The following is a 24,918-nucleotide window of genomic DNA, read 5'->3' on the forward strand; positions in this document are numbered from 1 at the left end:
AACGGTCTGTAATAACAAAAAAGGACTCCCTGAAATTTCAGGAAGTCTTTTTGGGAAGATGCAATACTATGGATGAATGTTGTAAATCATTTTCTGATTGTACTGATAAAAATGATAGTTTGTAGGATCGCCATTTGGAGTCCAATTCACAAGACCATAATACGCATAATCATTAGCTGTTCCATTCCATCCCCAATTCATATGCAGGTACATAAATTCCCCTCCATAAGCGTTGCCATCTACATCGCAATAATTCCACACAAGATCTGTGTAACCATCGCAAACCCACTCATGACCAGTGGCTATTCCAAAAAAAGGATTATTGTAAGTCGCGGAAACTAAAACAGGCATGCCCCCATTTAGATTGCTAACAACGTTAATATAATTAAAACTTGCCAGCGTGGCAGTACTGTAGCCAAACCTGCTATTTTTAAAAACACCTGCCTCAGGATTACCACTCACAGACGAGCCGCTGTCATCCCAATTCATACCTGCATCATTGCCTATATCCACCATTAATTGAGCTAATGAAGATGAATAAGAGCCGTACTTATCTGCCGGCATTGTACTCCAACTGTATGTAGTCGGGTATTGCCAATATCGCATAATTTGTGCTATAGCAGTAGCTACACAGCCTGTAGGAGTATGTCCTAATTCGTAACTTCCGCTTGGACAGAAAACATTAAAAGGATATCCTTGGCCCCAAGCTGTTGAAAGTAAAGGCCCTACCGTATTGCTATAGTTGTACTCATGGCACTCCTCTGGTGGAACATTATTAACAGTCAGTTTATGTTGCCCAACATAATTTGCCGTTGCCAAACTAGCCCAAAGCTTAGTTACTTTTTTTGGAGCTTTGTAAATGCGATCTTTTTTGATAAGTTGTATATTTTTATGCGTTACCGATAACCAATTTATCAAACCCGGATGTAATTGGGGTGAATTTTCGAAATGTCCTTTATCATTATAGGCTAATATGGGTTGTATACGGTTATCAGCAGACACAATAGAATAGCCACCACCCACGTAATTAAAAATATAATAAGATGGGTTTACATTATCTGGTACAGCTAATGAGTCTAAAATTTGTTTAGATTGAAAAGGTGAGTTACTATTAGTTTTTTTCTGATTTTCCTGGCTTACAATATTGCCATTTTGTACCGCTGCAACACCGGCAATAGACATAGAAACAGCATTGGAATCGACAATCTTAGCTACCGTTTGCGGAGAATCGGGATTGTTTAAATAGTTTTTCTTACAAGAAAAGGTTGCGAATAATAACATTACAGTTAATACCCGGCAATAAAGCGAGATTTTTGTCATGATGTGATAAGTGTTTAGTTTATCACTAAGTTAATTAAATAATAGTTTAATTAACAATAATTATAAAGAAAATCTTGCTATTAAGTATTTAAACCGTCAGGCTTTTTATTTTAGCCAACAGTTCATTCATCTCAAAAGGCTTGGCCAAAAAGTCGTCGGCACCTGCTGCCATAGCCGATTCTTTAATATCACGACTGGCCGAGATCATAATAACCGGGATGTTCCTGGTGAGGTCTACCTGTTTAAGTTTTTTACAGATGTCCCTACCGTCTTCGCCGGACATCCAGATGTCCAATAATAACAGATCAGGCAGCTCTTCTTTCATCTCTAAAACTGTAGCTCCATTAACGGTTGATGTAACCTGGTAACCTTCAAATTCAAGGAGCATCTCTATTGCATCAACAATACCGGGATCGTCATCGGCTATCATTATTTTTTTTGGGCTCTGTGTCATTGGTATAAGATATCTGAAATAAAAATCTGACTGTTATTCACCTTTGGTAAAAGATAGCCAAATGTATAAGTTATAACATCAAATTACGCTAATAGTTTAGCGCCAAAACAGATTTTTGAAGCATTAATGGGTGGACAATTAAGGTACATTTTCCAAATTCATTCTAATTATATTTATAGGATATTTTATTAATTTATAAATTAATTACATTTTAAGGATAAGCAATACCTGTTTTAATTGAGCTGCACTTTCACTTTCCGATCTTATTTTATTGACATCCCTCCACACACACAAAAAATATAAAATTTTTGATACACAAACATTTTTTTTCAAACAATTTAATTATCAGTGATATTATAATACCTGATTTAATATTTGCTGAAGATTTGAAGTTAAAAGCGTTACGATATATTTTTAAAGATGAGCACAACCGCTAAAAACACACCACAATCACATCATTCCTCGTTGCCAAAAACGCCAACAGGTATTACCGGGCTTGATGAAATAACAGATGGTGGCCTGCCAAAGGGGCGACCGACATTAATTTGCGGCGAAGCCGGCTGCGGCAAAACACTGATGTCGGTTGAGTTTTTGGTTCGCGGAGCCGTAGAGTTTGACGAGCCGGGTGTATTTATGGCTTTTGAAGAAAAAGCTTCTGAACTGAGCATGAATGTGGCCTCGCTGGGCTTTGACCTGGATAAACTACAGGAGCAGAAAAAAATAAAGCTTGATTACGTACATATTGATCGTAGCGAGATAGAAGAAACGGGCGAGTATAACCTGGAAGGTTTATTTATCCGCCTTGATCATGCTATTAATACCATAAAAGCAAAACGCGTGGTATTGGATACCCTGGAGAACCTTTTTTCGGGTTTAACCAACCAGGCTATTTTACGTGCCGAACTGCGCCGCCTGTTTCAATGGCTGAAAGAAAAAGGCGTAACCGCTATTATTACAGGTGAAAAGGGAGAAGGCCCGGCCCTGACCCGTCAGGGACTGGAAGAGTACGTATCAGACTGCGTTATTCTATTAGATCATAGAGTGATCAACCAGATCTCGACCCGCAGGCTGCGTGTTATTAAATACCGTGGGTCGGTACATGGTACTAACGAATATCCATTTTTAATTGACGACGAAGGCATATCAGTATTGCCTATTACTTCATTAAAATTGGAGAAAAAAGTATCGTCCGATCGCATCTCGTCAGGTATACCGGCAATGGATACTATGCTTGGCGGGCGCGGGTTTTTTAAGGGCAGCAGCATATTGGTGTCGGGCACGGCAGGTACCGGCAAAACCAGTATAGCCGCCTATTTTGCTAATGAAACCTGTAAGCGCGGCGATAAATGTATCTATTTTGCTTTTGAAGAATCGCCTAAGCAAATCATCCGCAACATGCACTCTATAAATGTCGATCTGCAAAAGCATATCGATAAGGGCATTTTAAAGTTCCACGCGTCGCGCCCCACTTTGCATGGATTAGAGATGCATTTGGTGGCTATGTACAAAATCATCAAGAAATTTAAGCCAGAGGTTGTTGTGCTTGATCCAATTACCAACCTGATAACTGTTGGCTCGGTAAGTGAGGTAAAAGCAATGCTGATACGCCTGATAGATTTTTTACAGGAGGAACAAATAACCGTTATGTTTACTGCCCTAACCCTAAATAGCATAATTACTGAGCAAACAGACGAGGGGGTGTCTTCGTTGGTAGACGCATGGCTAATGGTAAGGGACATTGAATTTAACGGCGAGCGTAACAGAGGTATGTACATCATGAAATCGCGCGGTATGAAGCACTCAAACCAGGTACGCGAGTTTATTATTACAGATAAGGGCCTTGACCTGGTTGAAGTTTATTTGGGCCCTGATGGCGTATTAACAGGGTCGGCACGCGAGGCACAGAAATTGCAGGAACAAACGGGCTATTTGCTGCGCGAGTTTGCTGTTGGTAATAAGGACCGGGAGCTTTTGCGTAAACGCAAGGTGTTAGAAGCCAAGATCTCAAACCTGCAAACAGAGTTTGAATCGGCCGAGGAAGAATTGAACAAAATGTACCGGCAGGAAGAGCTGGTAAAACAAGCGAGCAGCAAAACGCGGGAAGAAATAACCAGCCGCAGACGTGGAGAACACGGCGGCGAGAAAGGTGAAAACAATGGCTAAGAAAAAAGAAGAAAAGGCATACGAGTTACGGTTATACATTGCAGGAAAAACAGCAAAATCTGTTACCGCATTGGCTAATCTTAAGAAATATTGTGAAGAGCACTTAAAAGGACAATATAAAATTGAGGTGATAGACCTGCTGTTACAACCCCAGCTTGCCGAAGGCGACCAGATCTTTGCCATACCTACGCTGGTACGCAAAGTACCCGAGCCGATACGAAAGATAATAGGCGACCTGTCAAACGAAGAGAAAGTATTAGTGGGTTTAAATATTCGGCCGGCATAAGCAACTATAATGACAAAACAACCATCAATACCCGAATATGATGAAGACGGAATATACCAATTACGCTTATTTGTAACGGGTGCATCGCCAAATTCTACCCGCGCTATATTGAATCTAAAGGAGATCTGCGAGGAGTTTTTGAAGGAGCGGTATGAGCTGGAGGTCATTGACATTTACCAGCAACCTTTAATGGCGCAGGAAGAACAAATTATTGCCGTGCCCATGCTCATAAAAAAAGGTCCGGGGGTAGAGCGCCGTTTAATAGGCGATATGTCAAATAAACAAAAGGTACTACGGGGGTTAGGGGTAAGCTGATATTTAATGGAACGCACTAAATTAACATATGATGAATTACTGAACGAGGTAGATGAGCTTCGTTACCAGTTGGAGGAGGCCAATGATGCCATTGATGCTATCCGAACCGGCCAGGTAGACGCGTTAGTGATCCAGGGTGAAGAAGGCCATCAGCTTTATACACTTAAAACCGCCGACCAGACCTACCGGATGTTTATTGAAAAAATGAACGAAGGCGCGGTAACTATTAATGAATCGGGCCTGATACTGTACGCTAACTCGCGCTTTGCCGGGATGGTGAATATACCGCTGGAGAAGGTGATAGGTTTCCCGTTTGAAACTTTTATACCGGCAGAGCAGCAGAATAAATATAACCAACTGATAAAAAGCGCCTGGAAGGAAGAGTGCAAGGAAGAGATAGAACTATTAAGCTTTCAACACGAAAATGTTAGCTGCCTGTTGTCATGCAATACATTAGAGTTGGATGAAGGGTTGGCGCTGAGCTTGATACTGACCGATCTTACCATTCAAAAAGATGCCGAACGCCAGCTTAAAGTACGTAATACACAATTAGCAGAGGCACAAGCCGCTACCGAAAGGCTAAACGATGAGTTAGAAGAAACAGTAAAGATAAGAACCGCAGATCTGTTAATAAGCCGCGAGCACTTTAAACTGCTGGCCAACAACATGCCGCAAATGACATGGACAAACCTGCCCGATGGTACACCAAACTTTTATAACCAACGATGGGAGGAGTATGCAGGCTTCAATTTATTGGATAATAATGACCGGCGTAAAATATTGATCCATCCCGACGATTTTGAACTAACCACCGAAAAATTTAATGCTTCCATACAATCGGGCGAAGTGTTTGAGGTGGAAAACAGGTACAGACGTGCCGATGGCACTTATCGCTGGCATTTAAACCGGGCGCTGCCATTTAAAGACGATGCCGGAAACATCCTGTTTTGGATGGGTACCGCAACCGATATTGAAGAGCAAAAACGGGCGATGGAAAAGAAGGACGAGTTTATAGGCATTGCCAGCCACGAGCTTAAAACCCCTATAACCAGTTTAAAAGGCTACCTGCAGCTCATCAGCCATAAAAAAGAAACCCTGCCCGATGTGGTTAAGCAATACATTGATAAAGCTATTATCTCCTTAAACAAGCTGCAGCGCCTGATAGATGACCTGTTGGATGTAAGTAAGATTCAGGCCGGCCGGTTAGAGTATGCTATGCACCTGGTTGATATTACGGAGCTGGTAAGGCAATGCACAGAAAATGCCAGGCATGTGTACCCTAATTATAATTTTGAAAACACCGCCGAAACAGGATTGGTAGTTATTGGAAATGAAGAGCGTTTGGAGCAGGTGGTAATGAATTTAATTAATAACGCGGTAAAGTATTCGCCCGATGATAATAACGTGCTTATAAGCGCTGTAAAACGCGATGAACAGGTACGTGTATCTGTTACTGATAACGGCATCGGTCTTTCACCCGAACAAAAAGAGCGGATCTTTGAACGGTTTTACAGGGTGGAGGATAAGAAATACATGTCGAGCGGTTTAGGTATGGGCCTTTACATATCGAAGGAGATCATTAATCACCACCTCGGTAAAATAGGGGTAGACAGCGCTTTAGGAAAAGGATCCTCTTTTTATTTTGAATTGCCGCTGGCGTAAACACACAGTTTTTCGGCATAAAAAACTAACTTCATACTTTTATAACAATCAATAATTTAAGTATGAATACCAGGTATACCCTACTTTTGCTGCTGTTTTTAAAGTTTAATACATACGCGCAGGCACCTGTATATTCAGGTGCGTTAAAAGAAGTTTTTAAAGGCCCTGCAAGTGCTGCCGACCGCGAAAACTGGCTTATTGGTTTAAAGGCCTGGCGCGACAATGAGCAAAAACGTTTAAACTATAACGGTGCTTTATACACCAACCCACGCTTACAATGGGTTAAGCATACCTTTATCTACGTGCAGATGATGGCGCACGATCGTTATTTTTATGATCCTATAACGCGCAAATACACCGTTAGCCGGTATCTAAACGATCTGAAAAAACGCTATGGCGGTATTGATGCGGTGCTGATTTGGCCAACTTACCCAAACATAGGCATAGACAACCGCAACCAGTTTGACCTTACTGCTGATTTACCGGGTGGCAAAACAGCTGTAAGGCAAATGATACAAGATTTTAAGGCTAAAGGTGTGCGGGTGTTTTTCCCGATAATGATTTGGGATAGGGGTACACAAAGAATAGCCCTTACCATGCCAAAGGCTTTGATTAATGAAATGAAGGCATTGGGCGCTGATGGCTTGAATGGCGATACGATGGCCGGCGTATCTGAAGATTTTTACACAGCGGCAAAGACCGAAAATTATTCAATGGCATTTCAGCCAGAATTAAATCTTCATGATTTAAAAATGGCGGAATGGAATACCCTAAGCTGGGGGTATTACTGGGGGTATGAATATGCGCCCGGCGTTAGTATTTATAAATGGTTTGAACCCAGGCACCAGGTTAATATAACCAATCGCTGGGCCATCAATAAAACAGACGATCTGCAGTATTCATTTTTTAACGGCATAGGTTATAATTCGTGGGAAAACATATGGACAGTTTGGAACCAGATAGCCGACAGGTATGCCGAAACCATACGGCGCATAAGCACAATTTATCACCAATTCCCTGACGTTTGGAGCAGCAACGATTGGGAGCCCTATATCTCCGTGTTGCAAAAAGGAGTCTTTGCATCCAGATTCCCCGGTAAAAACAGAACCGTTTATACCTTTATAAATAGAGATAGCACCGATGTTAACGGCGAACAAATTAGCCTGCCTTATCATCAAAATGAAAAATATTACGATTTGTGGAGTGGCCAACAGTTAAAACCTGAGATAAAAAACGGGAACGCGGTTTTAAGTTTCGGGATAGAAGGGCATGGTTATGGCGCGGTGATGATTGTAAACAATGCTGTTAAACCATCAGAACTGAGCTTCTTAAAAACAATGGCGGTTTTGAGTAAACGTAAATTAAAAAGCTTTAGCACTGCCTGGAACCCCATCCCTCAGCAAATGGTGCCTATCGCCAGCACAAAGACCCCGCTTAAAGATACTGAAGGAATGATAAAAATTCCCGGTACCGATAGTTACCAGTTTGAATCGGTAGGGGTAATGATAGAAGGAAATGAACTACCAACTGCTGTAGGCGTACAACACCCATGGGAAACGCACCCATCGCGCTCGCAAAAACATATGCTAAGCATAAAATCATTTTATATAGATAAATACCCGGTAACCAATAAACAGTTTAAAGCGTTTTTAACGGCCTCAAAATATCATCCGGCAGATGATCATAACTTTTTAAAAGATTGGGTTAACGGCAACTATGCGGATGGTACAGCGGATCAGCCGGTGACCTGGGTATCAATAGAAGATACACGCGCTTATGCCAAATGGGCCGGTAAACGATTGCCGCACGAATGGGAATGGCAATATGCAGCTCAGGGTACAGATGGCAGGCTATATCCCTGGGGTAACGACAAAAACCAGGGTAATTACCCTGTGCCTGATACTACACGCGCCATGCGCAAGCCCACTAAGGTAAATGAATATCCGGCTGGTGCAAGCACTTTTGGTGTAATGGATATGGCAGGTAACGTTTGGCAATGGACAGATGAATATACGGATGCACATAGCCGCACGGCTATATTAAAGGGCAGTAGTTACTTTCACGCTCAAACATCAGGCTGGTATTTCCCGCCGGCGTTAGAGGTAAATAAATATGGCAAATATCTTTTAATGTCGCCAGGCATGGACCGCGCCGCAACGCTCGGATTTAGATGTGTCGCAGACAGCAAATAAACAACAAAGGCGATCAATTGATCGCCTTTGTTGTTATAAAGGTATTTACTTATTCGCCTTGTTTAAATATCGACGCGAATTTGGTTTCGTAATTTTTAACCTCGGCCATGTATTTATTATATAGCTCGGTTTGATGATTAGTCCGGGCGGCATCAGCCATACCATAAATTAACTGGATGCCCATTTGCACTTCGCGGGGATTGTACGCGCCCGAGTTGTTTTGCAACTGTGCATAAGCATACTCTAATTGGTCAACTATATAACTGTTAATGCTGGTTACATATTTGGTTGCCAAAGCAATGTCATGCAATTTATAAGCGTTTTGCGCCATGTAAAACTTGCTGCCGGTAATGCGCATATCAACATTCAGATCAGGCATCACCTCGTCGTATTTATGCAATGCTTTTAAGGCCAGGTCCTCATGTCCTTCGGCAATTAAGCTTTGTATCAGGTCAAGGAAAGTAGTGATCATTACCGGGTAGAACATGGTGGTAGACTCGTGATCCAGGTATTTGGCAGTTTTAAACTTGCCAAATTTAAACTTGTTCATGATGTTATTGTATGCCACCATGGTATTTAGCTTGCTTGGTTCATCCTTAACAGCAGTATCAACTTTAAGCGGCATCAGGTGGTAAACAAAACCTTCTTTGTATAAGTAGGGTTGCATACCTATCAGGTTTTCGTTGCCAACAGTAACCGCAAAGCAAATAGGGCGTTTCCAGTTGTTGTGCGCCAATATATCCAGCATAGCCAGGTTATCCTTCATAATATAGTTTGAAGTGTATTTCCACTTCATAGTATCAGCTATCAGGCTTATTTTATCAGCGGGTACTACATTGTTTTTAATGATATCCTGCGGATTGATAGTTATTTTAAAGTTTTTGGTTGGCAGGTAATTGGCAGTTTCGCCACTTGGGTAAGTAGTCATAACCCGCGGATCATCTGATGATATAAAATCAAACACATCCTTTACTTCGGTATACCCCAGGATTTTAGCGTCCCTAAAGTATAATACATCGCGTATACCGTCTTTATATTTATCAAATGGCATGGTAATAGGCAAGGCATCAGCTTCGTTCATTTTGCGCTGCATCTGGTGTATATACCAATCGCCGGTAAATAAACTCAGGTTAACCAGGCGCACATCGGGTCGTATGTTTTCTACCTCCTGCGCATACCATACGCAATACGTATCGTTATCGCCATAAGTAAATAAAATAGCGTTTGGCGGGCATGACATCAGATAGTTATACGCCATATCATGCGCTATCATTTTGGTAGAGCGGTCATGCGCTTTCCATTCCTGTTTAGCTAATACTACGGGCACGGTTAAAAGGCATATCGCGGTAGCTGCATAAGCGGCTGTTTTTGGGGTGATCTTCTTCCTTAAAAATTCGGCCAGTGCAATAACACCCAGGCCTATCCAAATAGCAAATGCATAGAACGATCCAACATACGAATAATCCCTTTCGCGCGGCTGTACCGATGGCTGGTTAACATACATTACAATAGCCATACCGGTAAAGAACCATAACAGGGCTACAATCAGGGCGTCGCGTTTCTTTTGTTTAAAGTGATACCACATTCCAAATAAACCCAATATCAATGGAAGGGCATACAGCGGGGTATAGGTTAAACCCTGGGTAACAGATTTTGGTAAATGCTTGGTGCCATCCAGGATACCGGTGGTCCAGTCGCCATCAACATACCCTTTAAAACCGCCCATTTCCTGCTGGCCATCGCCATCATTTACACGGCCCGCAAAGTTCCACATAAAGTACCTTACGTACATCTGGTACGTTTGCCAGCTAAAAAAGAATTTTAGGTTTTCGACCATTCCGGGTACATCAGTTTCGCCCATTTGCAGCCATTGCCTGTAAAAGCTGGGATCTTGTCCCTCGGTGCTGTAAATACGCGGGAAAACTGTGGTATGATCGTAAATATAATGTTGTTTTTTACCTGATACCTCGTACTTTTTTTCTCCCTTGCGATATAAAGTGCTGCCTTCGGTTTGATCAATTACTTTAGCATCAAAATACGGGCCCGTTAATAATGGTGTTTCGCCGTATTGGATCCGGTTTAAGTAGCCGTTTAAAGTAAACGCGTTATCAGGGTGCGAGTTATCTAAATTGGTATTTGCAGTTGCACGGATAGGGATATAAACAAACGCGCTGTAGCCAAAATAAATAAAGGCTACACATAGTAAAGCCAGGTTTAAAATAGCCTTGCCTTTTTTGATACTGTAAAAAATACCGCCTACCAATAAACTTATCAGTAATATAAAGAAGAAGATGGAACCTGTACCAAAGCCCAGCCCTAAAGTGTTCACGAAGAACAAATCGAAATAGGCTGATAGCTGGATGGTCCACTGCCTGATGCCAAACTGTACCAGGCCCAGTATACCAATGCTTATTAAAAAGGCGATAACCGCGCTTTTGGTATTAATAGTTTTTGCCCTGCGGAAGTATACAACCAGCGATAATGCCGGGATAGTTAACAGGTTAAGTAAGTGGATGCCTATTGATAAGCCAATGATATAAGCTATAAATATTAACCATTTGTCGGCACCGGGCTCATCAGCATGGGCATCCCATTTTAATATGGCCCAGAATACAATTGATGTACACAAAGCTGATAAAGCAAACACGATGGTTTCGACAGCCGAGAACCAGAAGGTATCAGTATAAGTAAATGCAAGTGCGCCTACCAAGCCTGCGCCCATAATTAATATGGTACGTACGTTCTCATTCTCGTCATCCTTAGTAGCCGGAACCAGTTTTTTAGCTAACGCGGTAATGGTCCAGAACAGGAACATAATGGTTGTTCCACTGGCAATTGCCGAACCCAAATTGGTAAAATAAGGTACTTTGGCATTATTGCCGAACGATAATAGCGAAAAGACCTTGCCCAGCATAGCAAACAAAGGATAACCCGGTTGGTGTGCAACCTGTAAACGAAACGCGCACGAAATAAATTCGCCGCAATCCCAAAAACTTACAGAAGGCTCTAAGGTTAAAATGTAGGTTACAGAAGCTATAACAAAGCAAAGCCAGCCCAGCAGGTTATTGATCTTTTTGTATTGCATTGGTTGAGAGTAAAGTTTATTCAATAAGTAAATATCAATATTTTTTGAAATACTGATACAGCATTAACATCTTTTAACATAAAATGAGGCCAAAACCATCATTTGCGCAAAGATGATAAAATTACTTTAACACTTATAGGGTGTTAGCGGGATTGTTAAAACTTTAATGCTAACCCAATATCAAAGTAAAAAACCGATGATTGGCTTGTCAATCCTAAAGCTTTTACCACAGCTGCTGATTTAAATTGGTTTTGTGCCAAAGCGTAAGTAGCGCAGATATTGAACGTGATATTGCCTGTCGAATATTCTACCGGCATTGAAAATTCATAATCCAGGAGCTTGTACTGGCTTAACTCTGACTGATAAGTTTGCAGTAAAGCAGTAGCTGCCGCCGAGTTTTGTACATTTTTGCGCTTACGGTAAGCCACATACCCGTTATAGAAGTTTTGTGTGCCGGTATTAGCTTCGATGGTGGGTGATAAGGTTAGGCCGTCGTCTTTGCCAAATATCCCGTCGAAGTCAAAATTATGACTCAGGCCAATGTTCAGGAAGATATCGCCGGTTACGCCTTGTTTGTTGAAGTTATAGTCGGCGGTTAGGGCTGGAATTATAAAATCGTTATCGTAACTTAAATTACTGCTAACGGTGCTGCTTTGAGATGATGACACCTGAGTACTGTTACTACTGTAAAAGAATTTTGTGAAAGATAAACCGCCCGATAATTTATCAGTCAAATCGAAATCATAACCCAGGGTAATATCGCCGCCATCAATCTTACTCTTTTTACGGTTAGGCACAACATACAAACTGCCTGATAGGTAGATACCATTGCTAAATGCATAGTTAAGTTGCGGGGTTATAACCGAGGTTTGGATAGAATCAGCCCGACCCATAAAAACACTGTTGCTTAGGTAATTTAGCTTGATTTCGAAGCCCGGCTTTTCGTCGGTACTTTCGCTTTGGTTGGTTTTGGTTTGTGCTACCGCGATGAAGGAGCCACAGCTAAATAAACAAAGCAATAAGCCCTTGTAAGGTTTAATCATCATAATTAATAGGGGTAATTACGATAAAGGTAAAATAAAAACACAAAAAACGGGTACCTTATCAGATACCCGCCTACAAAGGTGTGAGTTAATATTATGATCAGATCTTTATAATGCGGGTATCCTTTTTAGGCTTTTGATCTTTATGATCGGCCAAAAGCTCTGGCAATAATTTAATAATGCTGATCATCGCGCCGCCTATCAGTACCATGGCCTTAAAGCCGAAACGTACAAAAGGCTTCATTACTTCCCAGTTCTCTTTCCAGGTATCGGTTTCTGCCTGCTTAGGATTACGTTGAATGCGTTTATATTTTACCGGATGGTTTGCCATAGCTTTGATGTTTCTACTATAATAAAGCTATGAACGGGTAAATTGTTTAAAATATTTTCAGCTTATCAACGCTGATTTGTCCTGAAACAGTATCAAAAGTGTTTCACTCAAAGTGTTTCACTTCGGTTTTCAAAATCGCACAAAAAACACATAAACAATTTATTATCAATAGTTTACTAGTAATCATTTAAACTATTTGTACTGTTGCAAAGTGTTTCACTCGGTTTTTGTCAATATGCTTATTTACAGTAACTTACAGCAAAAAAGTGTTTCAGGTGTTTCAAAGTGTTTCACTTTTCTGTGAAACACTACACTATCTTCCGCTTCAACGTTATCACCGTTATCTCCGGCCAAATCCCTAACCTGCCCGAGAAGGCAAGGAACCCAAATCCGCGGTTCACATACAGATACCGGTTCTTCTCATTTGCCAATCCGGCCCAGTCCTTATAACGGTACTGCACCGGGCTCCATCTAAAACCATCAACCTCAACACCAAACTGTGCGCCGTGGGTGTGGCCAGATAGGGTAAGATGAATATTATTGGCATCGTTATAACGTACCTGTTCTTCCCAATGGCTTGGGTCGTGCGATAGCAGGATCTTAAATGCTTTTGGGTCAACACCGGTTAATGCTTTAGGCAGATCGCCTTTTTGTTTAAAACCACGGCCCCAGTTTTGTACACCTAATAACGAGATCTTTTGACCGCCTTTTTCTATCTCCAGGTTTTCGTCCAACAGCAAACGATAGCCCAGATCCTTATGGTGCTGTTTTAACTTATCCAGGTTTGCGGCTTTTTCAGCCTCGCTGTCCCATTGAATATAGTCGCCATAGTCATGGTTGCCTAGTATGGAGAATTGCCCGTAGAGAGCCTTTAATTGGCTGAAATTGGCTATGTATTCTTCTATCTCCCAGGCGGCGTTGTTAACCAAATCGCCGGTAAAAACAAACAGGTCGCTTTTTTGCGATTGCGCCAGGTCGATACCTTTTTGCATAGCCTTAACGTTATCAAAACTTCCCGAATGGATATCAGATAACTGCGTTATGGTAAAGCCGTCAAAAGCTTCGGGCAGATCATCATAATAAATAGTTTGGCGATGCACCCTGTAATCATACTTCCCCCTAAACATGGCGTAGAAGAACCCAAAGAAAGGGAACGCCGCCAGTAATATAGCCAGTTCACTAATAAACTTGCGCCGGGCCGGAAAGTATTTATGGCTGACAGCATCTTTATGTTTAGTTGTAGCATTAAATATACCAACACCACCGCGACCCAGATCGCCCAAAAACAACACCAATACAAATACCAGTTTGGTTATCAAAAAAGTTAAGAACAGGCTCAGCATCCACTCGTGGAAAGGCGTCATCCCTTTGGATGTGTTATAGCTGCCAAAACCCAATAGAAATATAACGGTAATGCTAACAGAGATTATCAAAAATCCCCAGGGAACGATTTGCTTTCCGCGTTTAGATTCCCAGTCGGCAGTAAAAGTTTTAAGGCCGTTAAAAACATACCATTCAAACAACAGGCTTATAGCCGCAAAAATTAAAAAGATATTAAGAAACCCGCTTCTGTGCATATTGCCCTATTAGCCTGCAATTTATAAAAGGAAAGATAATTAGCATGTAAAATTTGCTTCGCGTTAAATAAAAAAACTCCTGCGCCTGCAGGAGTTTTTGTTAAAGGTGTTAAGCTAATTAGTTGTGGAAGTTACTACGGTCATCGTGGTAATAGCCGTTTTGGGTTTGACCACGCTGATCGTGCTGATAACGGCTTTGTTGATCGCGTGGGGTATGATTTCGTTGATATCCATCGCGCCCGTTACGCTCATATTGCTGCCTGCGTTGCTGGTATTGCAGCGAACAACCTGTTAAAGCAACTGAAGCGAACACTACCAGTGTAAGCATTTTTATGATGTACTTTTTCATGTCTCTTTTTTTAAGTATACATTAAAGACTATGATAAGTACCGAAGGTTTAACGTTTTTGAGCCAGCCTGCTTACACCGATAAAGAGCAACCCTAAACTCAAAAATGCCAGCAATAAAAAGAAACTGTTAACAGCTATCTGCGGATAAGTAAGCTTAGTGCCGTCAATAAAGCTGTAAGGATAATAATTTGATATTGCTCCCCTTAATAAAATGTAAACACAATAAATAAGCGGGTAAAGCAGCCAGTTTATCGCTTTGCCCCAGGGTAGCTTTTCCTTCGGGATAAACACCAGCCAAAACAATATAAACATGGGCGGACTGATGGAGTGGAAAATCTCATCGCATACCCTAAACCAGCCCAGCTGCACATGCTGACCGCGCAATACCAATTGGTAAACCAGCAATACTATGGTGATGTAAACGCACATGGATGCCAATACCGCTGGTTTGGCAAACCACTTACCCCATTTTGATTGGGGCGCAAACAAAAACAACGTCATAGCCAGCGCTACGAGAAAGTTATTTTGGATGGTAAAGTAGCTTAACAACTGCACAATGGCACCGCCAAAGGTGCGCCCTTGCGACATGTATTTTTCTGTAGAAATATAAAACTGGATAAATAGTGCCAGCCAAACCATTATTGCCAGCAGGGCCATGTATGCTATTCTTATCTTATTCTTCATTTTTTGGCGATTTCTTGTTCGGTTTTTTGTCCATCACAGTTTGCCAGCCAAGCATGATGGCATCCAGCAGCATATCTTCACGCATCTCTTTTAATTCAAAAAGGGTACAGCCCTGTAATCCCCATTTGTTGGGCACGGGATAGATGATTGCCGGGTTAAACGCGCAAAACACATCCTGGTCAATAAGCGATAGTTTTACCATCATCCGTTGCTCTTGTAGCCAAAGGGTAGCAAATGTGCGCTTATTGGACCTGAAGGCAGGCCTGCCCACATGATCATACTCCTCTGTCCCCGGCAGGGATAGCGCAAATTGGCGGGCGGTTTCTATGGTTACCATATCGTTGATTATCAGCTAAATTATTAAAATCCGGTTTAAAAAATTGCATGAACGTTAAATACTTCTGATATTGTTTAAATCTACAACAACTTATACCATGCCTGATAACCCGAACGGAGAAATAACCCTTACCTATAGTGATAGTGGCGTCGCTACCATCAGCTTTTACCATCCGGCGCAAAACTCGCTGCCTGCGGCATTGCTGGACACGCTTACTGCCAAAATAAACCAGGCAGGCGATGACGGCCAGACACGCATTATCGTACTAAAAAGCCAAGGCGAGCGTACCTTTTGCGCCGGTGCAAGCTTTGATGAGCTATTGCAAATAAAAGATAAGGAAGCGGGTGCCGCGTTCTTCGCTGGTTTTGCCAATGTGATCAACGCGTGCCGTAAATCGCCAAAAATTATTATTGCCCGTGTGCAGGGTAAAGCCGTAGGAGGGGGAGTAGGTCTTGCCGCCGCTGCTGATTATTGCCTGGCTACTGAAGCCGCAGCTATTAAACTAAGTGAATTGGCTATTGGTATCGGTCCGTTTGTAATTTCGCCGGCAGTGATACGTAAAATAGGGCTGCCCGCGTTTTCGCAGCTGACTATCCGCGCTGTCGATTTCCAAACCGCGCAATGGGCCAAAGAAAAAGGATTGTATAATGAGGTTTATGCTACTATAGGCGATATGGATACCGCTTTAGAAGCTTTAACAGAAAAGCTGGCATCCTACCATCCCGAAGCATTGGTAGGTTTAAAGCAAATATTATGGGAAGGTACCAATGATTGGGACGAACTGCTTAATAAACGTGCCGCTGTAAGCGGCGAATTGGTATTGTCTGAGTTTACACAGAAGGCGCTGCAGGATTTCCTGAATAAAAAATAAAGAAAGCCCCCGAACTATCGGGGGCTTTCTTTATTAATAATGTCTTACATACCTTGTATGGCGGTAGTAGCTTTGGTGGTATACCGGTCTGCCGTAACCATGACGATAATATACTCTACGTGGCGGCGCTACCATAACGCGGTTATAAACCACGGGGCGTTCATAATATTCTCTATGATATACCGGATACTCTGGTTCAGCATATTCTTCCTGGTAAACGGGTTGTTCCCTTACTACCACTACATGGCGCGGCGGAGGGGTACCAATTCTTAATCCTACACTTATTTGTGCATTTGCTGCCTGGAAAGTACAAGCCATTAATGCTGCTGCTATTGTTAATTTTAAAATTTTCATAACTGTTGTATTTAGTTAATAACCTATATTGTTATTGTTGTTAATAAGACAAGAGCCATGCCAGTAGGTTTAATAAGTTTTATCAAATTAGCTATAACTTATTGAGAATTAGTGCGAAAAAGTGCGTTTTTTTGAGCTGATATCAGATTAACCCGGCATTATAACTGGCGTACTATAAAAGCTACAAAAATGATTACTAATAAAAAAAGCCTCCCGAATTTCGGGAGGCTTTTTTTATTAGTAATGTCTTCTTACCACACGCTCATGACGAACGTAGTTTCTATGATATACCGGCTTTCTGTAACTACGGCGGTAATAGGTTCTGCGTACGGGCTCATGACGAACAATTACCTGGCGCTGAACAGGGCGATGTACCACTACTACCTCACGACGTGGAGGAGGAGGAGTTCCGATACGTACACCTACTCTTACTTGTGCGCTTGCTGCCTGGAAGGTACAAGCTAATAATGCTGCTGCTATTGTTAATTTTAAAGTTTTCATATTCTTTTTATATAAACAGTTTTAATATCGCCGTTCATGTAATTATGACAATAGCTATGCCAGCAGGTTTAACATTGATATAGTTAGTTATTGTTAACGATCTCTTTTTGCCTTTAATTGCAACGAGGATAGGTAGTTATGGATTGTAACGAATATGATATAATAAAAAAGGCGCTGAGTTTTAAAATCCCCAGCGCCTTTTTTAGCAAATAAAGTATTATTTAACATTCATTATGGCCACAACCGGGTAGTGGTCTGACGGCACTTTACCCCAATAAGTATTGTTTAAAATAGCATAGCGCTTAACGTCAAATTGCCTGGTAACAAAAATATGGTCTATACGCGTATTCCCGGGTAAATCCGCCTTAAATCCATTAAATGAAGGGCTGTTGGCAAATTTTATAGGCGCAAGGTCAAAGCAATCTTTTAACACACCTGTGCTTAATACTTCGGCATAGCTTTCATTATGCTGATCTACGTTAAAGTCGCCGGTAAATATAGTTGGCTGGTTGCCGGCCATTTCTTTTATCTTACTTAAAACAAGTGTAGCGCTGTTTTTGCGGGCTAATACACCAATATGGTCCATATGGATATTAAAGAAATAAAACTTGAAGCCGGTTTTAATATCCTGGAACTGCGCCCAGGTACAAATACGTGGCAAGGCAGCATCCCAGCCTTTGTTTGGCCTGTCGGTAATAGTTGATAGCCAGAAATTGCCCTGTTTTACTATTTTAAAACGGGTTTCTTTATAAAATATAGCCGAATATTCACCTTTTTTAACCCCATCATCACGGCCTATACCTATCCATTTATAGCCCGGCATAACGCTGGTTAAATCGTTAAGCATATTGTATTTACCCTCTTGCGTACCAAAAATATCCAAATCATTAAACTGGATAAGCTGGGCAATTACCGGGTAGCGCTGCCCCCAGCCGTTACCGGCTAAAGAATCCTGCTTATTGTCGTTACGTAAATTGTAAGTGGCAATATTTAATTGCTGGCTAAAGGCCGCACCGCTTAAAATTAAGCATGTAAGTGTGGTTAAGAAAAGCTTTTTCATTTGTTTTAGTTGGTTGGCCAAATATATAAAAGTCTATGTTATTAAGCGGTTAATCTGCTAAAAGTTAACATAGATTTAATATCATGAATATACAAGTTCCCGGATTCTCATGAAAAATATACCATGCTATCACCTGCACCTTGGCACCCTAATCTTCATACGCCCTTAAATTATTCTTCAATAAGCGCATCTCTTCCTGGATATTTTCAATCCGCTCTATTAAATGGGTAATGGCTTCAATCCCGGCAACGTTAATATCCAGTTCGGTATGAAGGCGTATGATGCGTTCAAGCTTGTTTAGTTCGGTTTCGGGGATGCAGGGCGTACTATCGACAATGGTTATTTTTACCAGTCCCGCTTCCTGCAGGTCGGTTATAAAAGTATGTTCCAACTGGTGATACACACAAAAATCAGTAGCTTTTATTAAATGCTTAGCGTTCATATCTCAATAATTTATGTTGATGATTTAGCCAATTCTTCAAATAGTTGCTTTTGTTTATCGGTAAGGTTGGTTGGTAACTGTATCTCGTAGCTGATATACAGGTCGCCAAACTGCCCCTCTTTTTTATAGACAGGCAGGCCCTTGCCCTTTAGTTTGACTTTAGTACCGGTTTGTGTTTCTGGCGCTACCTTAACTTTAACTTTGCCGGTCATAGTTTCGGCTGTTATTTCGCCGCCTAATATAGCGGTGTAAATATCCAGTTTGGCGGTGCTGTAAAGGTCCGCGCCTTTACGTTTAAACCGCGGGTCATCAGAAACTAAGAATTTAATATATAGATCCCCACCCGGGCCGCCATTGGCACCAGGGCCACCATGACCCGCAATTTTTATGGTTTGCCCGTTCTCCACACCTGCCGGAATAGTAATGCGGATATTTTTACCATTTACTGTAAGTGTTTGTTTATGGCTTTCTAATATATCTTTTACGTGCAACTGTAACTCGGCATTCAAATCCTGCCCGCGGTATTTGGCCTGGCGCCTTTGTCCGCCGCCGCCGCCAAACATCGACTGAAAGAAATCCGAAAAGTCTTCGCCGCCACCGCCGCCAAATCCTTCAAAATCAAAAGCCTGCCCACCGCCGCCGTAGCTGCGTTGCTGCCGGCTTTGTTGTTGGCGCGCCTGCTCGTATTGTTCGCCGTGCTGCCAGTTTTCGCCGTATTGGTCGTATTTTTTGCGTTTGTCAGCATCACTTAAAACTTCGTTAGCCTCATTAAGCTGCTGGAACTTTTTGTGGGCTTCCTGGTCGTCTGGGTTAAGATCGGGGTGGTATTTACGCGCAAGTTTGCGGTAGGCAGCTTTAATGTCCTTATCGCTTGCCGTTTTGGTAACGCCTAAAATTTGGTAGTAGTCAATAAATGCCATAACGGTTAAGTAGGGACGCGCTCTTTAGCGTCTGTAAATTAAACTTTAAAAATAGCAGATTGGTTTTGATTAATAAATGATGAGTATCATTTAGTTGATCTTAAAGATCAGACGCCCGTGTGCGGCAGCGCTTAATATAATTTCTAAAATCCAATACTATCCCTGCAAAGAAATAAACTATCAGCGGGAAACCAACGGATATGAAAGATGTATAAATAAAGAAAAGCCTTATTTTAGAGATAGAAATATTAAAGCGTTCGCCCAAATAAGTGCAAACCCCAAAGGAGTAACGTTCAAAAAAGGTGAGGATCCGCTGTAACATATTTATCAGGCTAACTTTAGTATCTTATTACCAACGCTGCATTGCAGGCATTTCTTATAATTACAATAATAGTTTTTTAATTCTAATAATGCCTGCGTTTCGAAAGCCGAATTTACTTTTACACCTAAACTGACAAAATCGGCAATGATATTATTGTTCTCGCCGGGCAGGTTTTCCAGTAATTTTAAGCTTCTGTCTGTATAATATTGCTGCTGGTTATGCTTGCCATAACTGAACAAAAATAGGGCCAGTGTATTTAATAATAACAGATCGGCAGACGCCTGCCCCATATTTTTTGATACCGGTTTTGATGGCTTATCAAACTGGTAATGGTCATCCCAATATTTATTTACCTCTATATCTGTAAACAGCCTTTGCAAGCTTTTTATATCTTTTATGTCCAGTACTTTAGAGAACAGGTGATTTGAGTTTACCACCAATGCCGCAAACTGTGCCAGCCTGACAGTAGGAAAATTTAACGGGCGCATCCGCATAAACTTCCATAAGTGGTTATCAATAGGGCTAAGGCTGAACTTCTTCCGCAGAAACTCATATTCTGTTTTTAGCTTACGCGGATATTCATCTTCAAAATCGATGTTTAAAAACCCAGCCTGGCCAAATATCAATGCTTCTATTTGCAATGGGTTATTTTTATGCTTCGCGAGGATGTTTTGGGGTAAAGATTTCGCCATTAGCTCAAACGGAACAGCATTGGTTTTAAACCCAAAGTTGGCTGCCAGGAATTGATAAAAAGTCTCTTCCCAATCGCCGCGGTTAACGCCGAGTGATGCGATTACAGTTTCTGATTTCTTTTCCAGCCTTTCTATCAGGATGCGCGTGAACCAGGTTTTTAAAGTAAAATCGTCCAACTTGCCAATGCTGGCCTCGCAGGGGATAATGGTTTGCGTGCCGTAAACCAGGTTATGGTAACGGTTAAATAATTCATCGGGTATACGGTCTTTTAGTTCAAGGGTTGGTATTCGGCGGCCATTGGTTAATATAACCGGCTCGTCATCGCGGTACACGACGTGAAGGATCACATTATCGTAGGCATTATCTGTAGTGTGATTATGCTTGCTCCAGTCGGACGAGGAAAGGTGCAGCTCTACGTTTCCGGCCCATAGCGTGTCGCCAATCTTTATCCGTGCATTGCCAAAATCAGGCCCAGAGTCGGTATTATGCATCCCTGCCGAAAATATCTCGATAGTTTCACCGCTGGTAGTTTGCAGGCCGCTCCGCTCAAACAGGCGGAACTTCCAGATATAATGTAAAAAGTCTTCGGTGAAAAGCATTAACTAAGGTAGGGAGATAAATGTGAAATAAAAACTCTTTATGTCATTGCCGCGCTCGTTCCTCGCTCGCAATGACACATTTTCGTTTATTTTACTAATTTCACGCTTCTATAAATCACTATGCCCGATCCCATAATCCAACCGCCATCTACCGCAAGTCGAATTAAATCCATCATAGGTGGGTCATTAGGCAATTTGGTGGAGTGGTATGATTGGTATGTATATTCAGCCTTTACGCTGTATTTTGCCGGCGCATTTTTTCCATCGGATAATACAACAGTGCAATTATTAAATACCACCGGCATTTTTGCGGTAGGTTTTTTAATGCGTCCTATAGGTGGTTGGGTAATGGGTACCTATGCTGATAAATATGGCCGTAAGGCGGCCCTAACAGTATCTGTATTGCTTATGAGCATCGGGTCGTTTGTTATTGCAATAACACCGGGGTATAAACAAATAGGGATATATGCGCCCGCAATATTATTATTAGCGCGAATGGTACAGGGCCTGAGCGTCGGCGGCGAATATGGCACCAGTGCCACCTACCTAAGCGAAATGGCCGGCAAACGCCGCCGCGGGTTTTATTCGAGCTTTCAATATGTAACTTTAATTGCAGGCCAGCTAATTGCACTGGGTGTGCTGGTTTTATTACAACGTATTTTTTTAACCGAAGACCAGTTGCACGCCTGGGGCTGGCGCATCCCATTTGCTATTGGAGGAGTGTTGGCTATATCGGTGATGTATTTACGGCGCAGTTTGCAGGAGTCGGTTACGCTGCATAGTCATCCGCAGCATATCTCAACCCGCGGAACGATAAAAGAACTGGCCAAACACCCTAAAGCTGTTTTTACAGTAGTAGGCCTAACCCTTGGCGGTACGGTAGCTTTTTACACCTTCACCACTTATATGCAAAAGTTTTTGGTGATAACATCCGGGTTCAGCAAGAGTGCAGCTACGCTGATATCGGCATTAACATTAATAGTTTTTATGCTGTTGCAGCCTTTGTTTGGGATGTTATCTGATAAGATAGGCCGTAAGCCATTGCTGATAACTTTTGGTGTAGGCGGTACATTAGCCACCGTACCCATATTAATGCTGCTGGGCCATACAAAAGACTTCTGGACCGCATTTGCGTTGATCATGATAGCGTTGATAATTGTGAGTGGTTACACATCAATAAATGCAGTAGTTAAAGCCGAAATGTTCCCGGCGCACGTACGGGCGTTAGGTGTGGGTTTCCCGTATGGTGTAGCAGTGTCCCTGTTCGGCGGTACTGCCGAGCCGTTGGCGCTGGTGTTTAAAAATTACAATCACCAGGAATGGTTTTACTGGTATGTGGCTTTTTGTGTGCTGATATCGTTATTGGTTTATATTAATATGAAGGATACCAGGGAGCATTCGAAAATGGAGGCGGTACATGATTAGGCGAGGCTCTACACCAAGCTCGACACCACATTAATACTCAATGCCACAATAGCCGTATTAAAAGCAAAGGATATTATACCATGCATTAATACTAACCTCCGAATTTTGCGATCCGACACCTCGATATCTGATACCTGGAAGGTCATACCTACCACGAACGAGAAGTAAACAAAATCTAAATAATCAGGCTCTGTTTCATCAGGGAATTGTAAGCCACCTACCGGTGTTTCGGTGCCCTCGTCTTTATCGATATCATAATATAAATGCGCGTACCGCATGCTAAACAGGGTGTGCACCAGCCACCACGATACGATAACCGAGGCCATTGCCAGTAAAATATGGCCGGTAACATCAGCCTCGGCCTGCCCCTTGGTGCCTTTTAGTAAAAACAGTATGGCCCCCAAACTTATAACCGATGCCGCTATCACAAATAAAAATATCAGCGTCCGGCTCGAATCCTGCAGCTTTGCTATTTTCCTGATCTCCCTGGGATGGGCGTTGAATATGATGATCCAGTCCATAATAATAACAGCCAATGCAAATGCCACCCAGGTAACCAGCGCAACCGCGGGCCAGCTTAGGTTGGTACGCGTCAGCAAAAACGCTATTGATGCCGCACCAAACGACATCACTAAACGGTAATGCGCATCAAACCTAAAAAACTTATTTTTGGGGAGAGCCTTAATTTTTACAAGCAGTTTTTTAGCCATTAGGTGATGATTAATTGCAGGGCAATATACTTAATCCTCCTCAACTATTTCGGCCACGCGGCCCACCTGCCCATCTTCTAATCTTACTTTAATACCGCGCGAGTGGTAGGCCGAACTGGTGAGCAGGTCCTTCACAATGCCGCGGGTAAGTTTGCCGCTGCGCTGATCTTTTTTAAGGATGATGTCAACCTCAAGGCCCGGGTAAATGTCACTTCTGTTTTGTCCGTTCATGTTTTTATTTCTTTTCGAGTGTCCATAGGTCGTTACTGTACTTAAATTCCGGATGATTGGGAGTACCCCCATATTTACCCCCGGTCATATAAATTTTGCCTTTAAATACGGTAGCCGCTATCCCGCCGCGGGGTGTCCATGGTGCCGTTTGGCTGACCCAGGTCTTACCGTCATCGCTTATTAGTACCTGGCTTGAAAACAGACCGTTACGGTTGCAGCCAAGCAGCCATATTTTGTTGTCGAAAACAACAGCTGCATAGCCAAATAGTTGTTCGCCTTTTAAAATTTCGTTGGTCAATATGGTCCAGTTTAATCCATCGGTCGATGTCCATACGTCGTTATTCAGTAAGTAAAGTTTGCCTTTAAAGTTTAATATCTGGCTTTGGCTGCGCTTGCCAAATGGCAGGTTGTCTTTTTGTTTAACCCAAACTATGCCATCGGCCGAATTCCAGATATCAGCATATTGCTTATTTTGGTTCTCGCCACCTATTATCCAAAGTTTGTTGTTGAATACAAATGGATGGTAAAAGAACCGCGCCGGCAAATTTCCCGTTTTGGCAATAACCGACCAGTTTTTAAAGTTGTTGGTCCGGTAAATAATAGGTGTGTAGGTAAATCTTTCGATATTACCCTCAAAATGGCCTAAACCATACATGCTGTTGTTAAACTGCACATAATCTAAAAACCCCAGGTTATATATGGCATTATTTAAGCTCGATTTTACCCATCGCCGGCCATCTGTCGAATACCAATTACCATCGGAGTGAAAGACCCAGGCCGTATCATGTTGCGTGAACATCTGGAAGTTATAGCTCTTTTTCCAATCAGCGCTATCCAGTACTTTGGTCCAAATGTAGGTGGGGCCCTTTTTAGCTGCCCCGGTATTTTGTGCGTAGATTAGGGTACATGCCGTTAACCCAATAAAGAGCAACAGGCAGATGCTTTTTCTGAGTAATCCGTTCATAATTTATAACGCAAAAATCTCCCTCACT

Annotated in this window: 26 protein-coding genes; 7 read left to right on the forward strand and 19 right to left on the reverse strand. The window is 42.1% G+C overall.

Annotated elements, in window-relative coordinates; translation table 11 throughout:
- Positions 1–66: 66 nt before the first annotated feature.
- Both ABIB50_RS24025 and ABIB50_RS24030 read right to left on the reverse strand, forming a co-directional pair.
- Entirely contained in the window at positions 67–1,320 is a 1,254-nt protein-coding gene (locus ABIB50_RS24025) for a C10 family peptidase (protein ID WP_429384004.1), read from the reverse strand.
- An 88-nt stretch (positions 1,321–1,408) separates the two neighbouring features.
- Positions 1,409–1,774 carry a response regulator transcription factor gene (locus ABIB50_RS24030; RefSeq protein WP_429384006.1) on the reverse strand — a complete coding sequence of 122 codons (366 nt, stop codon included), beginning with the start codon at positions 1,772–1,774 and terminating at the stop codon, positions 1,409–1,411.
- 420 nt (positions 1,775–2,194) lie between these two features.
- Between ABIB50_RS24030 and kaiC the strand changes: the two genes are divergently transcribed.
- The 5 genes from kaiC to ABIB50_RS24055 all read left to right on the forward strand — a co-directional run bounded on the left by kaiC (position 2,195) and on the right by ABIB50_RS24055 (position 8,392).
- Positions 2,195–3,937: a circadian clock protein KaiC gene (gene kaiC / locus ABIB50_RS24035; RefSeq protein ID WP_429384007.1), complete on the forward strand. Its 1,743-nt coding sequence runs from the start codon at positions 2,195–2,197 to the stop codon at positions 3,935–3,937.
- Positions 3,930–4,223 (forward strand): circadian clock KaiB family protein, encoded by a 294-nt coding sequence (locus ABIB50_RS24040; protein WP_429384009.1) that lies wholly within the window; start codon positions 3,930–3,932, stop codon positions 4,221–4,223. Before kaiC ends, ABIB50_RS24040 begins: the two co-directional genes overlap by 8 nt.
- Positions 4,224–4,232: 9 nt before the next feature.
- On the forward strand, positions 4,233–4,538 hold the full coding sequence (locus ABIB50_RS24045) for a circadian clock KaiB family protein (protein ID WP_429384011.1): 306 nt from the start codon (positions 4,233–4,235) through the stop codon (positions 4,536–4,538).
- 6 nt (positions 4,539–4,544) lie between these two features.
- Complete coding sequence (locus tag ABIB50_RS24050; RefSeq protein ID WP_429384012.1) at positions 4,545–6,200, forward strand: PAS domain-containing sensor histidine kinase; 1,656 nt, start codon at positions 4,545–4,547, stop codon at positions 6,198–6,200.
- Positions 6,201–6,262: 62 nt separating this feature from the next.
- A complete protein-coding gene (locus ABIB50_RS24055; protein ID WP_429384013.1) occupies positions 6,263–8,392 on the forward strand; it encodes a formylglycine-generating enzyme family protein in 2,130 nt (709 codons plus the stop codon).
- Positions 8,393–8,441: 49 nt separating this feature from the next.
- Here ABIB50_RS24055 and ABIB50_RS24060 read toward each other — a convergent pair whose 3' ends face one another.
- From ABIB50_RS24060 to ABIB50_RS24090, 7 genes are all read right to left on the reverse strand, one after another.
- Positions 8,442–11,477, reverse strand: coding sequence for a glycosyltransferase family 117 protein (locus ABIB50_RS24060; protein WP_429384015.1), 3,036 nt, complete (start codon positions 11,475–11,477; stop codon positions 8,442–8,444).
- A 155-nt stretch (positions 11,478–11,632) separates the two neighbouring features.
- Positions 11,633–12,523 (reverse strand): hypothetical protein, encoded by an 891-nt coding sequence (locus ABIB50_RS24065; RefSeq protein ID WP_429384017.1) that lies wholly within the window; start codon positions 12,521–12,523, stop codon positions 11,633–11,635.
- Between the two features lie 97 nt (positions 12,524–12,620).
- Entirely contained in the window at positions 12,621–12,851 is a 231-nt protein-coding gene (locus tag ABIB50_RS24070) for a hypothetical protein (RefSeq protein WP_429384019.1), read from the reverse strand.
- 308 nt (positions 12,852–13,159) lie between these two features.
- A complete protein-coding gene (locus tag ABIB50_RS24075) occupies positions 13,160–14,428 on the reverse strand; it encodes a metallophosphoesterase (RefSeq protein ID WP_429384021.1) in 1,269 nt (422 codons plus the stop codon).
- Between the two features lie 118 nt (positions 14,429–14,546).
- Positions 14,547–14,777 (reverse strand): hypothetical protein, encoded by a 231-nt coding sequence (locus ABIB50_RS24080; RefSeq protein ID WP_429384022.1) that lies wholly within the window; start codon positions 14,775–14,777, stop codon positions 14,547–14,549.
- Between the two features lie 48 nt (positions 14,778–14,825).
- Positions 14,826–15,461: a Pr6Pr family membrane protein gene (locus ABIB50_RS24085; protein ID WP_429384023.1), complete on the reverse strand. Its 636-nt coding sequence runs from the start codon at positions 15,459–15,461 to the stop codon at positions 14,826–14,828.
- Positions 15,451–15,798 (reverse strand): MmcQ/YjbR family DNA-binding protein, encoded by a 348-nt coding sequence (locus ABIB50_RS24090; protein WP_429384025.1) that lies wholly within the window; start codon positions 15,796–15,798, stop codon positions 15,451–15,453. The genes ABIB50_RS24085 and ABIB50_RS24090 overlap by 11 nt, the downstream gene beginning before the upstream one ends.
- Before the next feature lie 70 nt (positions 15,799–15,868).
- Here ABIB50_RS24090 and ABIB50_RS24095 point away from each other — a divergent pair, with 70 nt between their 5' ends.
- Positions 15,869–16,669: an enoyl-CoA hydratase/isomerase family protein gene (locus ABIB50_RS24095; protein ID WP_429384027.1), complete on the forward strand. Its 801-nt coding sequence runs from the start codon at positions 15,869–15,871 to the stop codon at positions 16,667–16,669.
- A 33-nt stretch (positions 16,670–16,702) separates the two neighbouring features.
- Here the strand turns inward: ABIB50_RS24095 and ABIB50_RS24100 are convergent, their stop codons facing one another.
- The 7 genes from ABIB50_RS24100 to ABIB50_RS24130 form a co-directional block, all read right to left on the reverse strand.
- Entirely contained in the window at positions 16,703–17,023 is a 321-nt protein-coding gene (locus ABIB50_RS24100) for a hypothetical protein (protein WP_429384028.1), read from the reverse strand.
- Positions 17,024–17,260: 237 nt separating this feature from the next.
- Positions 17,261–17,524: a hypothetical protein gene (locus ABIB50_RS24105; RefSeq protein WP_429384029.1), complete on the reverse strand. Its 264-nt coding sequence runs from the start codon at positions 17,522–17,524 to the stop codon at positions 17,261–17,263.
- A gap of 217 nt (positions 17,525–17,741) precedes the next feature.
- Positions 17,742–18,584 carry an endonuclease/exonuclease/phosphatase family protein gene (locus ABIB50_RS24110; protein WP_429384031.1) on the reverse strand — a complete coding sequence of 281 codons (843 nt, stop codon included), beginning with the start codon at positions 18,582–18,584 and terminating at the stop codon, positions 17,742–17,744.
- Positions 18,585–18,732: 148 nt separating this feature from the next.
- Entirely contained in the window at positions 18,733–19,026 is a 294-nt protein-coding gene (locus ABIB50_RS24115; RefSeq protein WP_429384032.1) for a chaperone modulator CbpM, read from the reverse strand.
- Positions 19,027–19,037: 11 nt separating this feature from the next.
- Entirely contained in the window at positions 19,038–19,946 is a 909-nt protein-coding gene (locus tag ABIB50_RS24120; protein ID WP_429384034.1) for a DnaJ C-terminal domain-containing protein, read from the reverse strand.
- Between the two features lie 100 nt (positions 19,947–20,046).
- The gene (locus ABIB50_RS24125) at positions 20,047–20,268 is read right to left on the reverse strand and encodes a PspC domain-containing protein (protein ID WP_429384036.1); all 222 of its coding nucleotides are present in this window, start codon (positions 20,266–20,268) and stop codon (positions 20,047–20,049) included.
- A gap of 5 nt (positions 20,269–20,273) precedes the next feature.
- Positions 20,274–21,560, reverse strand: a complete 1,287-nt coding sequence (locus ABIB50_RS24130; RefSeq protein WP_429384038.1) for a DUF2851 family protein — start codon at positions 21,558–21,560, stop codon at positions 20,274–20,276.
- 120 nt (positions 21,561–21,680) lie between these two features.
- Between ABIB50_RS24130 and ABIB50_RS24135 the strand changes: the two genes are divergently transcribed.
- A complete protein-coding gene (locus tag ABIB50_RS24135) occupies positions 21,681–22,985 on the forward strand; it encodes an MFS transporter (RefSeq protein WP_429384040.1) in 1,305 nt (434 codons plus the stop codon).
- A gap of 8 nt (positions 22,986–22,993) precedes the next feature.
- On the opposite strand, the gene ABIB50_RS24140 is transcribed toward ABIB50_RS24135, so the two are convergent.
- The 3 genes from ABIB50_RS24140 to ABIB50_RS24150 are packed head-to-tail and all read right to left on the reverse strand — an operon-like array spanning position 22,994 to position 24,890.
- Complete coding sequence (locus ABIB50_RS24140) at positions 22,994–23,695, reverse strand: DUF1345 domain-containing protein (protein WP_429384042.1); 702 nt, start codon at positions 23,693–23,695, stop codon at positions 22,994–22,996.
- Between the two features lie 30 nt (positions 23,696–23,725).
- Complete coding sequence (locus ABIB50_RS24145; protein WP_175270355.1) at positions 23,726–23,926, reverse strand: YwbE family protein; 201 nt, start codon at positions 23,924–23,926, stop codon at positions 23,726–23,728.
- Positions 23,927–23,930: 4 nt separating this feature from the next.
- The gene (locus ABIB50_RS24150) at positions 23,931–24,890 is read right to left on the reverse strand and encodes a hypothetical protein (protein ID WP_429384044.1); all 960 of its coding nucleotides are present in this window, start codon (positions 24,888–24,890) and stop codon (positions 23,931–23,933) included.
- Positions 24,891–24,918: the final 28 nt, after the last annotated feature.

It is taken from the genome of Mucilaginibacter sp. UYCu711 (assembly GCF_050433825.1).
GTDB lineage: Bacteria > Bacteroidota > Bacteroidia > Sphingobacteriales > Sphingobacteriaceae > Mucilaginibacter.

What these genes read in the sequence shown, in the direction of transcription:
- ABIB50_RS24025 (WP_429384004.1), bottom strand. Translation starts at nt 1,320, where the DNA reads ATGACAAAAATCTCGCTTTATTGCCGGGTATTAACTGTAATGTTATTA.
- ABIB50_RS24030 (WP_429384006.1), bottom strand. Translation starts at nt 1,774, where the DNA reads ATGACACAGAGCCCAAAAAAAATAATGATAGCCGATGACGATCCCGGT.
- kaiC (WP_429384007.1), top strand. Translation starts at nt 2,195, where the DNA reads ATGAGCACAACCGCTAAAAACACACCACAATCACATCATTCCTCGTTG.
- ABIB50_RS24040 (WP_429384009.1), top strand. Translation starts at nt 3,930, where the DNA reads ATGGCTAAGAAAAAAGAAGAAAAGGCATACGAGTTACGGTTATACATT.
- ABIB50_RS24045 (WP_429384011.1), top strand. Translation starts at nt 4,233, where the DNA reads ATGACAAAACAACCATCAATACCCGAATATGATGAAGACGGAATATAC.
- ABIB50_RS24050 (WP_429384012.1), top strand. Translation starts at nt 4,545, where the DNA reads ATGGAACGCACTAAATTAACATATGATGAATTACTGAACGAGGTAGAT.
- ABIB50_RS24055 (WP_429384013.1), top strand. Translation starts at nt 6,263, where the DNA reads ATGAATACCAGGTATACCCTACTTTTGCTGCTGTTTTTAAAGTTTAAT.
- ABIB50_RS24060 (WP_429384015.1), bottom strand. Translation starts at nt 11,477, where the DNA reads ATGCAATACAAAAAGATCAATAACCTGCTGGGCTGGCTTTGCTTTGTT.
- ABIB50_RS24065 (WP_429384017.1), bottom strand. Translation starts at nt 12,523, where the DNA reads ATGATGATTAAACCTTACAAGGGCTTATTGCTTTGTTTATTTAGCTGT.
- ABIB50_RS24070 (WP_429384019.1), bottom strand. Translation starts at nt 12,851, where the DNA reads ATGGCAAACCATCCGGTAAAATATAAACGCATTCAACGTAATCCTAAG.
- ABIB50_RS24075 (WP_429384021.1), bottom strand. Translation starts at nt 14,428, where the DNA reads ATGCACAGAAGCGGGTTTCTTAATATCTTTTTAATTTTTGCGGCTATA.
- ABIB50_RS24080 (WP_429384022.1), bottom strand. Translation starts at nt 14,777, where the DNA reads ATGAAAAAGTACATCATAAAAATGCTTACACTGGTAGTGTTCGCTTCA.
- ABIB50_RS24085 (WP_429384023.1), bottom strand. Translation starts at nt 15,461, where the DNA reads ATGAAGAATAAGATAAGAATAGCATACATGGCCCTGCTGGCAATAATG.
- ABIB50_RS24090 (WP_429384025.1), bottom strand. Translation starts at nt 15,798, where the DNA reads ATGGTAACCATAGAAACCGCCCGCCAATTTGCGCTATCCCTGCCGGGG.
- ABIB50_RS24100 (WP_429384028.1), bottom strand. Translation starts at nt 17,023, where the DNA reads ATGAAAATTTTAAAATTAACAATAGCAGCAGCATTAATGGCTTGTACT.
- ABIB50_RS24105 (WP_429384029.1), bottom strand. Translation starts at nt 17,524, where the DNA reads ATGAAAACTTTAAAATTAACAATAGCAGCAGCATTATTAGCTTGTACC.
- ABIB50_RS24110 (WP_429384031.1), bottom strand. Translation starts at nt 18,584, where the DNA reads ATGAAAAAGCTTTTCTTAACCACACTTACATGCTTAATTTTAAGCGGT.
- ABIB50_RS24115 (WP_429384032.1), bottom strand. Translation starts at nt 19,026, where the DNA reads ATGAACGCTAAGCATTTAATAAAAGCTACTGATTTTTGTGTGTATCAC.
- ABIB50_RS24120 (WP_429384034.1), bottom strand. Translation starts at nt 19,946, where the DNA reads ATGGCATTTATTGACTACTACCAAATTTTAGGCGTTACCAAAACGGCA.
- ABIB50_RS24125 (WP_429384036.1), bottom strand. Translation starts at nt 20,268, where the DNA reads ATGTTACAGCGGATCCTCACCTTTTTTGAACGTTACTCCTTTGGGGTT.
- ABIB50_RS24130 (WP_429384038.1), bottom strand. Translation starts at nt 21,560, where the DNA reads ATGCTTTTCACCGAAGACTTTTTACATTATATCTGGAAGTTCCGCCTG.
- ABIB50_RS24135 (WP_429384040.1), top strand. Translation starts at nt 21,681, where the DNA reads ATGCCCGATCCCATAATCCAACCGCCATCTACCGCAAGTCGAATTAAA.
- ABIB50_RS24140 (WP_429384042.1), bottom strand. Translation starts at nt 23,695, where the DNA reads ATGGCTAAAAAACTGCTTGTAAAAATTAAGGCTCTCCCCAAAAATAAG.
- ABIB50_RS24145 (WP_175270355.1), bottom strand. Translation starts at nt 23,926, where the DNA reads ATGAACGGACAAAACAGAAGTGACATTTACCCGGGCCTTGAGGTTGAC.
- ABIB50_RS24150 (WP_429384044.1), bottom strand. Translation starts at nt 24,890, where the DNA reads ATGAACGGATTACTCAGAAAAAGCATCTGCCTGTTGCTCTTTATTGGG.